Source organism: Roseinatronobacter sp. S2, from assembly GCF_029581395.1.
Classification (GTDB): Bacteria; Pseudomonadota; Alphaproteobacteria; order Rhodobacterales; family Rhodobacteraceae; genus Roseinatronobacter.
Genome location: NZ_CP121113.1, coordinates 360,996 through 374,221 on the forward strand (window position 1 = coordinate 360,996; position 13,226 = coordinate 374,221).

Here is a 13,226-nt window from a genome sequence, read left to right on the forward strand (position 1 = left end):
TGGTGACAGACGCCCCAAGCTGTGGTGCAATATAACTGTCGCAATCAGAGAAGGAGGAATTTCAATGTCATTGGGTTCACATATTGCAGAACTCCGCCGAAAGCACGAGCACCTCTCTGAAAAGGTAGAAACAGCCCAACGAAGCCCTGGAATTGATGATCTGGAAGTGGCCGCCCTGAAGAAACAGAAGTTGCGGCTGAAAGAAGAAATCGAGCGTTTGTCCCACGCATAAAACGCTCTTTCCCTGTCAATGAAACGGCCCGCAAATGCGGGCCGTTTTTGTATTTCCGCAGGCGCGATTCAGGCGAAGAACTGCGCACCATTCGCGCTGATGGTCGACCCGTTAACGAAGCCCGCATCATCGGCCACCAGAAACGCCACGCAACGCGCAATTTCTTCCGGCTCTCCAAGGCGGCCTGTCGGAATCTGCCCGATAATGGCCTCTCGCACCTTTTCTGGCACAGCCATAACCATTTCGGTCGCAATGTATCCGGGGCAGACCGCATTGGCCGTAATGCCAAACCGCGCCCCCTCTTGTGCAAGGCTTTTCACGATGCCCAGATCACCCGCCTTGGTGGCGGCATAATTGACCTGTCCAAACTGGCCTTTTTGCCCGTTGATCGACGAAATCACCACGATGCGCCCGAATTTACGTTCACGCATACCGGGCCAGACAGGGTGGATTGTGTTGAACACACCGGTCAGGTTTGTGTCGATCACTTCGCGCCACTGTTCGGGCGTCATTTTGTGAAATGGCGCGTCACGGGTAATGCCCGCATTGGCCACAACAATGTCGATCGGGCCAAGATCGGCCTCGACCTGCGCAATGCCTGCCTTGGACGCGTCGTAATCAGCCGCGTTCCATTTATAGGTCTTGATGCCGGTCTCGCTGGTGAATGCTGCGGCTGCGTCGTCATTACCCGCATAGGTTGCAGCGACGGTGCATCCCTGTGCCTTCAGTGCCTTTGAAATAGCTGCGCCAATACCGCGTGATCCGCCAGTTACCAATGCCACTCTTGCCATGTTCTCCCCCCTCAGTCAGGAATTATGCTTAGAAACAATCGCTATCTAAAAGTGAAAGGTTGCGCAAGATTATTGCGCAACCTTTTTTTCTTAACGCTCCAGACACATGGCAACGCCCATGCCGCCGCCGATGCACAATGTTGCCAGACCCTTTTTCGCGTCACGGCGCTGCATTTCAAACAGCAACGTGTTCAGGATGCGGCAACCGGATGCACCAATCGGGTGACCAATGGCAATTGCGCCGCCATTCACGTTAACCTTGTCGACATCCCAGCCCATGTCCTTGTTCACAGCGCAGGCCTGCGCGGCAAAGGCTTCGTTCGCTTCGATCAGGTCCAGATCTTCGGGTTTCCAGCCAGCTTTGGCCAGTGCCTTGCGGCTGGCATAGATTGGCCCGACACCCATGACCGACGGGTCAAGGCCCGCAGTCGCGTAGCTGGCAATGCGCGCCAGCGGTGTCAGGCCGCGCTTTTCCGCTTCTTCCGCGCTCATCAGCATGACGGCTGCCGCGCCATCATTCAGGCCCGATGCATTGGCCGCAGTAACCGACCCGTCCTTCGCAAAGGCCGGACGCAGTTTTTGCATCGCGTCCATCGTGGCCCCGTGGCGGATATATTCATCCTGATCCACGACAATATCGCCCTTGCGGGTTTTCACGGTGAAGGGCGCGATTTCATCTGCAAATTTACCGGCTTTTTGCGCGGCTTCGGCCTTGTTCTGGCTGGCCACGGCAAAGATGTCTTGCTCTTCACGGCTGATTTGCCATTTCTCGGCCACGTTTTCGGCGGTCTGGCCCATGTGGTAGCCGTTGAAAGCATCCCAAAGCCCGTCGCGGATCATGGAGTCGATCATTTTCATGTCGCCCATTTTCTGCCCGGCCCGCAAATGCGCGACATGGGGGCTAAGGGTCATGTTTTCCTGCCCGCCCGCCAGCACAATGGCCGCGTCACCCAACTGGATATGCTGCGCACCCAGTGCGACCGCGCGCAGGCCGGACCCGCACACCTGATTGATGCTCCATGCGGCTGATTCAATGGGCAGGCCCGCGTTAATATGCGCCTGCCGCGCCGGGTTCTGGCCCTGACCTGCGGTCAGCACCTGGCCCAGAATGGTCTCGGACACGTCTGCCTTGTCGATGCCCGCGCGCGCGACAACGGCGTCCAGAATGGCCGCGCCCAGATCATGCGCCGGCGTATTGGCAAATGCCCCGCCAAAAGACCCGACAGCCGTGCGGGCAGCAGAAACGATAACGACATTGGTCATGGAGACTCCTCTCTCGATCAACAAAGCTCCTGATGACAAGGGCGGAATTGCCAAAACCCGCCATTCAGGGATGCGTCGGTTTTAACATGACCGTGCGTCAAGGCAATGAAACTTCCCGCAATGCTGGCGCAATCAGCCGCACTTGCCATGGAATACGCAAGATTTATGGGGCAAAAGGGGCCGTTTGTCGCGGGTTAACCAACAGTTTGTTTCCACGATTCGCATTCCTGCCCATGGACACAGGCGTTAATTTTAAGCTAAAACGCACTCGGAGGTTCATATTGGACAAACGAAACGCAAAATATCATCTGGGCCAGGTTGTGCGCCATCGAAAGCACCCGTTTCGCGGGGTGATTTTTGATGTTGATCCTGCATTTTCGAATACAGAAGAATGGTATGATGCCATTCCAGAAGACAGCCGCCCGCGCAAGGACCAGCCGTTTTATCATCTGCTGGCAGAAAACGACGAAAGTTTTTATGTCGCCTATGTGTCCGAGCAGAATCTTGTTCTGGACGATTCCGGCCAGCCGCTGGAACATCCCGACCTGCACGAATTGTTCGGGGATTTCCGCGAGGGCAGCTATCCGCTACAGATTCATATGAACTAGGACTGCGCCACCCCGTCGGGCGGTATGTGCATTCCATTGCGATTGGACCTGTCGTGTTCATCCACAGTCACGCGACAGGTGCAAATCCATCGACAGCGGCCGTTTGACGAACGGAAACGCGGTTCCCAAATTGCGCAAATATGTCCTGATTACACCTTGGTGTTCAGGCCTGTGGCGGCGCGGCGTCTTGCGGCTCTGAAGCCTGTGCACCCTGGCTTGAAGGCGGATCTGCCATGACATAAAATTGCAGAATATTATTGCCCCCCTTGCGCGCATAAGCCAGATCGCGCGTCAGGGCATTTATCAACGACCAGCCATACCCCCCTTCGCAAAGGCTGTCTGGGTCGGGCATGCTTTGATCCAGTGTGAACGGATTGAACGCTGCGCCAGAATCGCTGACGACACATTTAACGCCACCGGCTACCAGCGTCAGATGCAGGTTTATCTTGCCCTGATGATGTTCATATCCATGGCGGGCAATATTGCTAAGCACTTCTGCAAGCACCAATGCCAGATCATCATGCAGTTGCGGCTGTGTTGTGCTTGCCTTCAGAAAGGCATCGACAGATGCAAGGACATCCCTGATTTTGATAAGGCTACTTTTGCTTTCAAGCGCGAGTATCTTGTCGTTGTGCATAATCTGCCGCCTGTGCTGTATTGCATATGGGGCAATTTCCCCACCCTACACGAATTTATTGTACAGCAGAAAGTCCGTGGGTGTCGGGAAGCTGGTCATGGATTCGAAAGACAGTGTCCATTCTGGTAAGGCGAAAGACCTTCATGACACTTGCACTGGGTGCCGCAAGTTCCAGCGGGCGTTCGGACCCCAGCAATTTCATGGCACCGACGATGGCGCCAAGTCCGCTGCTGTCCATGAATTCAACATGTGACAGGCCCAGTATCACAGGGCTTCCGGGACTGGATGTTGCGCTTCGGATCGCATCTTTGAATGACAGCGCGACGGCTGCATCCAGACGCGTTTCCAGCACATCAATGACCAAAGCCCCCCCTGATTGACCTATTGAAAACTGCATGTAATGTGCTTCCTTTTCATTGCCTATGGCAAGCTTAGGCGGCAAAGATTACCAAGAAGTTGCCAAAGCCAGTGATAATCAGGGAGCAGACTATGGAGAAGGTGGCAATTCTGGGGGCCGCACGCACCGCGATGGGCGGGCTACGGGGCGTTTTTGCCGATGTTCCGGCAGCAAAACTTGGCGGCGCGGCAATTTCCGGCGCGCTGCGCGATGCGGGGCTGCCCGACAGCACGGCAGTGCAGGAATTGCTGATGGGCTGCGTGTTGCCCGCAGGGCAGGGGCAGGCCCCCGCGCGGCAAGCTGGATTTGCCGCCGGACTGGCCCAGGACGTGCCCGCAACAACGCTGAACAAGATGTGTGGATCAGGCATGAAAGCCGCGATGGTTGCCCATGATCAGATCGCACCGGGACAGGCGGGCATCATTGTGGCCGGCGGCATGGAAAGCATGAGTCTCGCGCCGTATCTGTTGCCGAAAATGCGCGCGGGTGCGCGGCTGGGGCATGGGCAGGTGATTGACCACATGTTCCTTGACGGGCTGGAAGATGCCTATGACAAAGGCCGCCTGATGGGCAGTTTTGCCGAAGATTGCGCCGATCATTACGGGTTCAGCCGCGAAGATCAGGACACATATGCGCTGGAATCCCTGTCAAACGCACTGTCTGCGATGGAAAATGGTGCATTTGCGCGTGAAATCGCGCCCGTTACCGTGACATCGCGCAAAGGCGAACAGGTGGTCACAGATGACGAGCAGCCCCGCGCCGCACGCCCCGACAAGATACCCCAGCTGAAACCGGCATTCCGCAAGGGCGGCACTGTCACGGCGGCCAATTCATCCAGCATATCGGATGGGGCCGCGGCGCTGGCACTTTCATCAGCCACCACCGCGCAGGCGCTGGAAATTACACCACGCGGCTGGATTTGCGGACATGCCAGCCACGCACAGGAACCCGGCTGGTTCACAACCGCGCCAGTACCCGCCGCACGCAAATTGCTGGACCGGCTGGGGTGGCAGGTGTCTGATGTGGACCTGTGGGAAGTGAATGAAGCATTTGCGGTGGTGCCCATGGCATTCATGCGTGAAATGGGGCTGCCGCGCGATGTGGTGAACATACATGGCGGGGCCTGCGCCCTTGGGCACCCGATCGGCGCATCGGGGGCGCGGATTATGGTGACATTGCTGAATGCGCTGGAACGCAACGGGTTGAAGCGCGGGATCGCGGCAATCTGCATTGGCGGTGGCGAGGGGACGGCAATTGCCATTGAACGCGGGTGAGTGTGCAAAGGGGCGCGCCCTTGCCCCCCATCGAGGGGGGACGCGGGCGCGAAGCGAAGGGCTGCGCCCTTGCTTCGGCATATTGGAGAGGTTCGACAATGCTTGATTACACGGCACTTTCGCAACGCATACATGCGCTGACCGACGGCGAAACCGACACCATTGCGCTGATGGCGACCATCGCCTGCGAGGTGCACCACAGTGACGCGCGCTTCAACTGGACGGGGTTTTACCGTGTCACCGCGCCAGAGATGCTGAAAATCGGCCCCTATCAGGGCGGGCATGGCTGTCTGGTTATCCCGTTTTCACGCGGTGTTTGCGGCGCCTGTGCACGCAGTGGTCAGGCGCAGCTTGTTGCCGATGTTCACGCTTTTGCAGACCATATCGCCTGTTCCAGCAGCACATTGTCGGAACTTGTCCTGCCAGTGCGCAACAGCAAAGGCCAGCTTATCGCGGTGTTCGACATTGACAGCGACCAGAGCAATGCCTTTACAGCGACAGACAGGGACGAATTACAAGCCATTTTGGACCGGACATTTGCACGGGAATTGACATGACACATCTTTGGGTCCGCGCCGAGCAACGCCCGCAGGAAGAGCGTGTGGGCATAACACCCGAAGGGGTTACTGCCCTTGTCGCGCAGGGCATTCGCGTAACCGTCGAGGACAGCCCGTGCCGCGCGCTGCCCCTTGCGCCCTTTCTGGCCGCTGGCGCGCAAGCCGCGCCCTATGGCAGCTGGCCCGACGCCCCGCAGGACGCCATCATCTTCGGGCTAAAGGAATTGCCAGAAGAGGGCAGCCCGTTGCGCCATCGCCACATCATGTTCGGTCATGCCTTCAAGGGCCAGCCCGCAGGCCAGCGCCTGCTGGCACGGTTCAAGGCTGGCGGGGGCGTTCTGTATGATCTGGAATACCTGACCAGCGATCAGGGCCGCCGTGTCGCGGCATTCGGATACTGGGCGGGCTATGCGGGCGCGGCCGTGTCGCTTCTGGCATTCGCGGCACAGGCGCGCGGGGGAATATGCCCCGCCGTTGCGCGTTTCAGTGACCGGCACGCGATGGCGCACGCGGTCGCAGACGCGCTGGCGGGGTTGAACGCGCCGCGCGTGCTGATCATCGGCGCATTGGGGCGCGTGGGAACAGGTGCGGCGGATCTGTGCGCCGCCGCAGGCGCCACCCTGACACGCTGGGACATGGCAGAAACCGCGCATGGCGGGCCATTCCCCGAAGTGCTGGAGCAAGATGTGTTCCTGAACTGCATTCTGGCCAGCCCCGGCACGCCGGTTTTTGTGAGTGAGAATGCACGCACCGCACCACGCGCATTGCGCGTTATCGGCGATATTGCCTGTGATCCGACATCGGAATTTTCGCCCGTCAAGGTCTATGACCGGGCCACAGATTGGGAAAGCCCCGTATTGCGGGTGTCACCCGATCCGGTTCTGGATGTGATGGCGATTGATAATCTGCCATCACTTCTGCCAGTGGAATCATCGCAGGATTTCGCAGGACAACTTCTGCCGCATCTGCTGGCGCTGGATGATATCAGCGCGGGGGTATGGGGTCGGGCACGGGCTGTGTTTGAACAGCATTGCGCATAACCACACGCGCGCGCTGAACCGCCAGAATACCTGCCATGATGACCACGACTCCGATGATGTCAAACAGCCCCAGCGATTCTGACAATAAGACCGCGGCGACCGCCACCCCGAAAAACGGGTTCAGGAAGTGATAGGTCGCGGCCCGCACCGCGCCAATACGCGCTACCAGCAAGAACCACACCCATGTCGCGGCCAGACCGGGCACCAGCACTGTGTAGCTAAACGCGCCCGCCAGTCGCCATGTCCAGTTCACATCGAAACTTTCAAATGCCATTGCAGGGCCGATCAGGATCGCGGAACCGACCAGCATTTGCAGCCCCACGATCATCAGCAAATTGCCCCCGCTGGCCGATGCGCCGCGCACCGACAGGGTTGCGACTGTCAACGCCACCACGCCCGCCACACATAACAACAGGCCAAACAGGTCAACCCCGCCAGACAGGCGCGCGCCCATGATGATGGCCACCCCGGCAAACCCTGCAAACAGGCCCAACACAGCCAGTGGCCGCAGCCGTTCGCGCAACACCAGCCAGCTTGCCAGCGCCACCAGCAGCGGCATGGTTGATGCGATGATAGCGGCAAGCGATGCTTCTATCGTTTGCATGGCAATGAAATTCAGCCCCAGATACAGCGCATTCTGTGACAGGCCGAAAATGAACGTCGCGCGCCATTGTGCAGGCGTCAGGTGCCAGCTTTGGCCCAGCGCGCGGGCAATCGCTATGCCAATCAGACCAGACACCAGAAACCGCAGCGACAGCGCCAGCATGGGCGGCGCATCTGCAACAATCATCCGCGCCGATGTGAAGGCCGATGACCACATAAACGCAAAGGCCAAGCCCATCAAAAGCGCGCGTATGTCCAAAACCTGCCCCTTCTTCGCTGCACATGTGAAGCGATAACGCGTTTTCGCAGCCGATGCCAGCGCAGGAATACCCGCGCCAGCGTCGGGCAGGGACGTGCCTATTTGGGGGGCAGGCGCGTTGCCCCGTCCAGCCGGATGGTGGTGCCATTCAGATAGGGGTTTTCAATAATCTGCGCGACCATCAGCGCGTATTCCATAGGGTCACCCAGCCGTGCGGGAAAGGGAATATTTGCGGCAATCGCGGCAGTGGTTTCTTCAGGCAGGCTTTCCATCATGGGCGTGCGGAACAGGCCCGGCGCAATGGCCATGCACCGGATACCCGCACGCGCGAAATCGCGCGCGGCAGGCAGGCACAACGCGGAAATGCCGCCCTTGGATGCGGCATAGGCGGCCTGACCCACCTGCCCGTCCTGCCATGCCGCAGACGATGTGTTGACCACCACGCCCCGTTCACCGCCGTCCAGCGGGTCCAGTGTCTGCATGACCGCCGCGCCATGGGCCATGACATTGAACGACCCGATAAGGTTGACGCGGATCACACGCTCGAACAACTCGGTTGACGGGGTGCCATCGCGGTTGACCACACGCGCGGCCAGCCCAATGCCTGCGCAATTCACAACTGCGCGCAATTGCCCGCGCGCATCGCGGACAGCCTGCGCAACAGCGTCGCCCACCTGCGCGGCATCGGACACATCCACCTGATAGGCACGTCCGCCGATTTCCGCCGCCACCTCTGCGCCGCGCGCGGCATCGAAATCGAAAATCGCCACTTCCGCGCCCTGACTGGCCAGATGGCGCGCGGTGGCCGCGCCCAAACCACTGCCGCCACCAGTGACGATTGCCAGATGTCCCTTGATCTGCATAGAAATTCCTCCTGCCTGAATGCGTCATGTTATGCCGCGCGGCACCCCTGCTGCCAAGCCCTGCTTGCCTGTTTGCGCGCCCTGTCCTATGTCAAACAAAAGCAAGAGGACCGCATGCCCCCACCCCGCGCCTGGCAAAGAATGCTGTCTGGCCGCAGGCTTGACCTGCTGGACCCGACACCCGTTGATATTGAGCTGGAGGACATCGCCCACGGCCTTGCCTTCGTTGCGCGCTGGAATGGCCAGACGCGGGGCGACTGGCCGTATTCCGTGGCCGAACATTCACTGCTGGTCGAAGAAATATTCACCCGCGCCGCGCCAAAGCCCGAACCGCGCTGGCAACTGGCGGCCTTGCTGCATGATGCCCCTGAATATGTCATTGGCGACATGATTTCGCCTGTCAAAGCGGCTGTCGGCCCCGGCTATGGCGCGCTGGATGACAGGCTGGCTGCGGCAATTCATATCCGCTTTGGTTTGCCCGCCACCTTGCCCGCCCAGATTAAACGCAAAATCAAAGCAGCAGACAAACTATCCGCCTGGATAGAAGCCACACAGATCGCAGGCTTTTCCGAGGCAGAGGCAAACCGCTTCTTTGGCCGCGCCCATCCACAGCTTGCCAGCGGCCTGCATTTGCATTTGCGCCCGCCCGCCAGAACGCGTGCCGCCTATGTTGCACGGTTTGAAACCCTGCTGGCCGCGCTATAATCCCGGCATACCCCAAAGAAGGACGCGCCATGACTGACCCGTTTGATACCCGCAAAGCTGTTGCTGCCGCATGGTTTCGTGAATTGCGCGACCAGATTGTCGCAGCATTCGAGGCGGTCGAGGACAGCCACACAACCGGCCCCATGTCCGACCACCCAGCCGGACGGTTTGAGGTGCGTGAAACCACCCGCAGCGGGCCGGACGGACAGGATGCCGGCGGCGGATTGATGAGTGTGATGCGCAATGGCCGCGTGTTCGAAAAAGTGGGCGTGAACGTATCGCAGGTCTACGGTCAGTTGGGTGATGCCGCGCAAGGGTCACTGACTGCGCGCAAGGAGATTCCGGGGCTGGAGGCGGACCCACGCTTCTGGGCCAGTGGTATTTCACTTGTCGCACATATGCAAAACCCCCATGTGCCCGCCGTGCATATGAACACCCGCATGTTCTGGACACCGGGCGGCTGGTGGTTTGGCGGCGGGTCCGATCTGAACCCCTGCATCGAATATGCCGAAGATACCGCTGATTTTCACAACACCCTGAAGGGGTATTGCGACCCGCATGGCGCGGATCTGTATCCCCGCTTCAAGGAATGGGCGGATGAGTATTTCTTCATCCCGCACCGGCAGCGCGCGCGGGGGGTGGGCGGTATTTTCTATGACGATTATTGCACAGGCAATTGGGACACGGATTTTGCCTTCACCCAGGATGTGGGCCGCGCATTCCTGCCCGCGTTTCTGGCGCAGGTGGAACGCCGCCGCAACATGGGCTGGGATGACGCCGACAAGGAAACACAGCTCATTCATCGCGGGTTATATGCGGAATATAACCTTGTCTATGATCGCGGCACCAAATTCGGGCTGCAAACCGGCCATGACCCGGACGCCGTGCTGATGTCGCTGCCGCCCTTCGCGCGCTGGGTGTGATAGGTAGGTAGGCAGGGGCTGAAGCTGTCATTCGCGCTTGGATAAAGCCCGCGCCATCGGTGGGCCGGGGTCTGCCGATCCGACGCTATAAGAATGCACTTTGTTCGGGCTGCATACTCCCAAGATCATAGGCTTGGCCTGCCATCAGCCAAATCGGCAGGCCGCGGGACGGCCCACCGATGACGCGGCGGCCTTCGGCCTTGATTCCGCGCCTTTGGCGTCCCCTTCGGGCCAATCACCCCCCGTATTTCCGCCAGATCGCGCCATCGCCCATAGCTTGCACAAAAGCGGCATGCGCGGTGCGCTCGTCCTCGCTTAGGCGCGGGGGCAGGGGCGTCGCGCGCTTTGGAAGGGGCTGGCGTGACTGGTTGGCACTGGCACTGCCGGATGATGAACTAAGCCCGAAATCGGGCTGTTGCCCGCCCAGAAGTTCCAGATACACCTCTGCCAGAATTTCACTGTCCAACAGCGCGCCGTGCAGAGTACGCGACGAATTGTCGATGGAAAACCGGCGGCACAGCGCATCCAGCGACGCGGGCGAGCCGGGAAATTTCTTGCGCGCCAGACTTAGCGTGTCAAAGGCGCGGTCATCAGGCAGGGGGGGTAGATTCAGCCAGCCCAGTTCGGCATTGATGAACCGCATATCAAAACTGGCATTGTGGATCACCAGCCGGTCGTCCCCGATAAAGGCCAGAAAATCCTGCACAATATGCTTGAATACCGGCTTGTCGCGCAGAAACTCATCGCCCAGCCCGTGCACGTCGAATGCTTCTTTCGGCATGGGGCGTTCGGGGTTGATATACTGGTGATAGGTATTCCCCGTGGGCATCAGGTTCACCAGTTCCACCACACCAATTTCGACAATCCGGTGCCCTTCGGTGGGTTCAAACCCTGTGGTTTCGGTGTCCATCACCAATTCACGCATCACTTGCCCCCAATTTCGCAATCACATCACGCACTTTGGCACGCGTGCTGTCCATATCAACCGTTTCAATGACAAAATCCGCGCGCGCACGTTTTTCCGCATCTGGCATCTGGCGCGACATGATCATGTCGAATTGCTCCGGCGTCATACCATCGCGGGCCAGCACGCGGGCGCGTTGAACATCTGGCGGGGCGGTCACAACCAGAACGCCATCAACCGGCGTGCCCCCTTCCAGCAGCAGCGGCACATCCAGCACCACCAAAGGGGCATCTGTGCACGCAATGAACGCGGCCCTGTCGGCAGCAACCAGCGGGTGCACCACCCCCTCCAGCCGGTGTAGGGCCGTGCTGTCCTGTGCAATCCAGCGCTTCAGCCGCGCACGGTCAATCGCGCCATTCACCACCGCTTGCGGGCATAACGCGCCCACAGGTTCCACGGCCGCGCCACCCTTCGCATAAAGCGCATGCACTGCCGCGTCTGCGTCCCATACCGGCACAGCTTCGTCGCGAAACATTTGCGCTGTGGTTGATTTTCCCATGCCAATGGACCCCGTCAGGCCCAGCACATAGGGCGTCATTGGCCCAACACCAATGCGCGCAGGGTGTCCGTTACTTCGGGTCTGTGCCCGAACCAGCGCTCAAAGCCCGGAACCGCCTGATGCAACAACATGCCCACCCCGTCAACAACAGGGTTTCCGCGCTGCTGTGCGTGTTGCAATAGGTCGGTCATCAGCGGTGTGTAAACAATATCGGTGACCAATGCCCCGGGCGACAGGCCATCAAGAGGCATGTCCAAGGCGGGGTTTCCCACCATCCCCAATGACGATGTGTTCACCAACAAACCCAGATCATCCAGCGCCTGTGCGCGGCCCTTCCAGTCGCGCACCACAACATTCGGCCCGAATTCGCGCGCCAACCCCTCTGCCCGCGTACGGGTCCGGTTGCACAGCCGTATTTGCGGAACGCCTGCATCCAAAAGCGCCACAATGATGGCCCGCGCGGCACCGCCTGCGCCCAGAACCAACGCTGGCGCGGCATCAGGCCGCCAATCGGGCGCGGATTGCCGCAAATTGGCTAAAAACCCGTAACCATCTGTATTATCGGCGTGAATACGCCCGTCAGGGCCAAATGTCAGCGTATTGGCCGCCCCGATGCGCGCAGCCACTTCCGAGATGTCATCAGCCAGCGCAAGCACCTTTTCCTTATGCGGTATGGTGACATTGACACCAACAAACCCCATATGCGGCAAGGCCCGTAACACTGGTTCCAGATCCTGCGCATCAACATGCAAGGGCACATAATGCCCGCGCAGGCCATGTTCACGCAGCCATGACCCATGCACCAGCGGCGATTTGCTATGCCCGATCGGGCTGCCGATAACGCCGGCCAGTGGTATCTTACTCATCCCTCGATCACCCCGCGCAAGGACAGATAATTCAACAATTCCAACAAAGGCAGGCCGAGTATGGTGAAATAATCGCCCTGCACCTGCGCAAACAGGCGCACGCCCTCCTCCTCCAGCTTATAGGCGCCGACAGACTCGGATATGCCGGGCCAGTTGCGCGCGATATAGCTGTCCAGAAAGCTGTCTGAAAACGGCCGCATCGTCAACCGCGCGACACCGACATGTCGCCAGACAGGCTCGCCGCCGCTATACAACACCGCCGCCGACAAAAGCTGGTGCGTTTGTCCGCGCAGTTGCAGCAATTGATCGCGGGCAGCTTGTTCGGTTTCGGGTTTTTCCAGGCACGCCCCCTTGAATGACAGAATCTGGTCGCAGCCAAGCACATACGACTCCGGTCTGCGTCCCGCCACTTTGCGCGCCTTGCTTTCGGCCAGCGTATCGGCCACGTCGCGCGGGCTTGCCCCTTCCATCAGCAGCGCATCGCGGATTGCGGCTTCATCCACGCGCGCGGGCTGCACATCAACATCAAGGCCCGCGTTGCGCAGCATTTGCGCACGAATACCGGAACCGGAAGCCAGAATAAACGACATGTGGATAACCTTGTGTGAATCCTGCCATGAAACCAATGAACAAAGGTTGGGTAACCCCGTTATCGGGGCTGTGCTGTCATCTTACCCACCACCATGCAAGGGTCCATGCCGAAAAATCCACATGTGGATGCAGCAATTCCCGGCATGTGGATAAA

At 59.4% G+C, this 13,226-nt stretch carries 17 protein-coding genes; 7 read left to right on the forward strand and 10 right to left on the reverse strand.

From position 1 onward, the window contains the following. The first annotated feature begins 64 nt into the window (after positions 1 to 64). A complete protein-coding gene (locus P8S53_RS01620) occupies positions 65 to 232 on the forward strand; it encodes a YdcH family protein (protein ID WP_277805429.1) in 168 nt (55 codons plus the stop codon). Between the two features lie 68 nt (positions 233 to 300). Here P8S53_RS01620 and phbB read toward each other — a convergent pair whose 3' ends face one another. Both phbB and P8S53_RS01630 read right to left on the reverse strand, forming a co-directional pair. Then, complete coding sequence (gene phbB, locus P8S53_RS01625) at positions 301 to 1,023, reverse strand: acetoacetyl-CoA reductase (protein ID WP_277805430.1); 723 nt, start codon at positions 1,021 to 1,023, stop codon at positions 301 to 303. Between the two features lie 90 nt (positions 1,024 to 1,113). Further along, positions 1,114 to 2,286 carry an acetyl-CoA C-acetyltransferase gene (locus P8S53_RS01630; protein ID WP_277805431.1) on the reverse strand — a complete coding sequence of 391 codons (1,173 nt, stop codon included), beginning with the start codon at positions 2,284 to 2,286 and terminating at the stop codon, positions 1,114 to 1,116. Positions 2,287 to 2,567: 281 nt separating this feature from the next. Between P8S53_RS01630 and hspQ the strand changes: the two genes are divergently transcribed. Next, entirely contained in the window at positions 2,568 to 2,894 is a 327-nt protein-coding gene (gene hspQ / locus P8S53_RS01635; RefSeq protein WP_277805432.1) for a heat shock protein HspQ, read from the forward strand. 163 nt (positions 2,895 to 3,057) lie between these two features. Here the strand turns inward: hspQ and P8S53_RS01640 are convergent, their stop codons facing one another. Both P8S53_RS01640 and P8S53_RS01645 read right to left on the reverse strand, forming a co-directional pair. Continuing rightward, positions 3,058 to 3,531, reverse strand: a complete 474-nt coding sequence (locus P8S53_RS01640) for an ATP-binding protein (RefSeq protein ID WP_277805433.1) — start codon at positions 3,529 to 3,531, stop codon at positions 3,058 to 3,060. 55 nt (positions 3,532 to 3,586) lie between these two features. After that, on the reverse strand, positions 3,587 to 3,928 hold the full coding sequence (locus P8S53_RS01645; RefSeq protein WP_277805434.1) for an STAS domain-containing protein: 342 nt from the start codon (positions 3,926 to 3,928) through the stop codon (positions 3,587 to 3,589). A 92-nt stretch (positions 3,929 to 4,020) separates the two neighbouring features. Between P8S53_RS01645 and P8S53_RS01650 the strand changes: the two genes are divergently transcribed. From P8S53_RS01650 to P8S53_RS01660, 3 genes are all read left to right on the forward strand, one after another. Next, positions 4,021 to 5,202: an acetyl-CoA C-acyltransferase gene (locus P8S53_RS01650; protein WP_277805435.1), complete on the forward strand. Its 1,182-nt coding sequence runs from the start codon at positions 4,021 to 4,023 to the stop codon at positions 5,200 to 5,202. Positions 5,203 to 5,300: 98 nt separating this feature from the next. Then, on the forward strand, positions 5,301 to 5,759 hold the full coding sequence (locus P8S53_RS01655; protein ID WP_277805436.1) for a GAF domain-containing protein: 459 nt from the start codon (positions 5,301 to 5,303) through the stop codon (positions 5,757 to 5,759). Then, positions 5,756 to 6,799 (forward strand): saccharopine dehydrogenase, encoded by a 1,044-nt coding sequence (locus P8S53_RS01660; RefSeq protein WP_277805437.1) that lies wholly within the window; start codon positions 5,756 to 5,758, stop codon positions 6,797 to 6,799. Before P8S53_RS01655 ends, P8S53_RS01660 begins: the two co-directional genes overlap by 4 nt. Here the strand turns inward: P8S53_RS01660 and P8S53_RS01665 are convergent. Beyond that, positions 6,744 to 7,661, reverse strand: coding sequence for a DMT family transporter (locus tag P8S53_RS01665; RefSeq protein WP_277805438.1), 918 nt, complete (start codon positions 7,659 to 7,661; stop codon positions 6,744 to 6,746). The genes P8S53_RS01660 and P8S53_RS01665 overlap by 56 nt on opposite strands. A gap of 98 nt (positions 7,662 to 7,759) precedes the next feature. Continuing rightward, positions 7,760 to 8,524, reverse strand: coding sequence for an SDR family NAD(P)-dependent oxidoreductase (locus P8S53_RS01670; protein WP_277805439.1), 765 nt, complete (start codon positions 8,522 to 8,524; stop codon positions 7,760 to 7,762). 114 nt (positions 8,525 to 8,638) lie between these two features. Here P8S53_RS01670 and P8S53_RS01675 point away from each other — a divergent pair, with 114 nt between their 5' ends. Further along, positions 8,639 to 9,229, forward strand: coding sequence for an HD family hydrolase (locus tag P8S53_RS01675; protein WP_277805440.1), 591 nt, complete (start codon positions 8,639 to 8,641; stop codon positions 9,227 to 9,229). Between the two features lie 29 nt (positions 9,230 to 9,258). Next, a complete protein-coding gene (gene hemF / locus P8S53_RS01680; protein ID WP_277805441.1) occupies positions 9,259 to 10,152 on the forward strand; it encodes an oxygen-dependent coproporphyrinogen oxidase in 894 nt (297 codons plus the stop codon). A 235-nt stretch (positions 10,153 to 10,387) separates the two neighbouring features. Here hemF and dnaQ read toward each other — a convergent pair whose 3' ends face one another. The 4 genes from dnaQ to P8S53_RS01700 are packed head-to-tail and all read right to left on the reverse strand — an operon-like array spanning position 10,388 to position 13,071. Continuing rightward, positions 10,388 to 11,077, reverse strand: a complete 690-nt coding sequence (gene dnaQ / locus P8S53_RS01685) for a DNA polymerase III subunit epsilon (protein ID WP_277805442.1) — start codon at positions 11,075 to 11,077, stop codon at positions 10,388 to 10,390. Further along, the gene (coaE, locus tag P8S53_RS01690; RefSeq protein ID WP_277805443.1) at positions 11,070 to 11,654 is read right to left on the reverse strand and encodes a dephospho-CoA kinase; all 585 of its coding nucleotides are present in this window, start codon (positions 11,652 to 11,654) and stop codon (positions 11,070 to 11,072) included. Before coaE ends, dnaQ begins: the two co-directional genes overlap by 8 nt. After that, a complete protein-coding gene (locus tag P8S53_RS01695) occupies positions 11,651 to 12,481 on the reverse strand; it encodes a shikimate dehydrogenase (RefSeq protein WP_277805444.1) in 831 nt (276 codons plus the stop codon). Before P8S53_RS01695 ends, coaE begins: the two co-directional genes overlap by 4 nt. Then, complete coding sequence (locus P8S53_RS01700; RefSeq protein ID WP_277805445.1) at positions 12,478 to 13,071, reverse strand: nucleoside triphosphate pyrophosphatase; 594 nt, start codon at positions 13,069 to 13,071, stop codon at positions 12,478 to 12,480. The genes P8S53_RS01695 and P8S53_RS01700 overlap by 4 nt, the downstream gene beginning before the upstream one ends. Positions 13,072 to 13,226: the final 155 nt, after the last annotated feature.

What these genes read in the sequence shown, in the direction of transcription:
- P8S53_RS01620 (WP_277805429.1), top strand. Translation starts at nt 65, where the DNA reads ATGTCATTGGGTTCACATATTGCAGAACTCCGCCGAAAGCACGAGCAC.
- phbB (WP_277805430.1), bottom strand. Translation starts at nt 1,023, where the DNA reads ATGGCAAGAGTGGCATTGGTAACTGGCGGATCACGCGGTATTGGCGCA.
- P8S53_RS01630 (WP_277805431.1), bottom strand. Translation starts at nt 2,286, where the DNA reads ATGACCAATGTCGTTATCGTTTCTGCTGCCCGCACGGCTGTCGGGTCT.
- P8S53_RS01640 (WP_277805433.1), bottom strand. Translation starts at nt 3,531, where the DNA reads ATGCACAACGACAAGATACTCGCGCTTGAAAGCAAAAGTAGCCTTATC.
- P8S53_RS01645 (WP_277805434.1), bottom strand. Translation starts at nt 3,928, where the DNA reads ATGCAGTTTTCAATAGGTCAATCAGGGGGGGCTTTGGTCATTGATGTG.
- P8S53_RS01650 (WP_277805435.1), top strand. Translation starts at nt 4,021, where the DNA reads ATGGAGAAGGTGGCAATTCTGGGGGCCGCACGCACCGCGATGGGCGGG.
- P8S53_RS01655 (WP_277805436.1), top strand. Translation starts at nt 5,301, where the DNA reads ATGCTTGATTACACGGCACTTTCGCAACGCATACATGCGCTGACCGAC.
- P8S53_RS01660 (WP_277805437.1), top strand. Translation starts at nt 5,756, where the DNA reads ATGACACATCTTTGGGTCCGCGCCGAGCAACGCCCGCAGGAAGAGCGT.
- P8S53_RS01670 (WP_277805439.1), bottom strand. Translation starts at nt 8,524, where the DNA reads ATGCAGATCAAGGGACATCTGGCAATCGTCACTGGTGGCGGCAGTGGT.
- P8S53_RS01675 (WP_277805440.1), top strand. Translation starts at nt 8,639, where the DNA reads ATGCCCCCACCCCGCGCCTGGCAAAGAATGCTGTCTGGCCGCAGGCTT.
- hemF (WP_277805441.1), top strand. Translation starts at nt 9,259, where the DNA reads ATGACTGACCCGTTTGATACCCGCAAAGCTGTTGCTGCCGCATGGTTT.
- dnaQ (WP_277805442.1), bottom strand. Translation starts at nt 11,077, where the DNA reads ATGCGTGAATTGGTGATGGACACCGAAACCACAGGGTTTGAACCCACC.
- coaE (WP_277805443.1), bottom strand. Translation starts at nt 11,654, where the DNA reads ATGACGCCCTATGTGCTGGGCCTGACGGGGTCCATTGGCATGGGAAAA.
- P8S53_RS01695 (WP_277805444.1), bottom strand. Translation starts at nt 12,481, where the DNA reads ATGAGTAAGATACCACTGGCCGGCGTTATCGGCAGCCCGATCGGGCAT.
- P8S53_RS01700 (WP_277805445.1), bottom strand. Translation starts at nt 13,071, where the DNA reads ATGTCGTTTATTCTGGCTTCCGGTTCCGGTATTCGTGCGCAAATGCTG.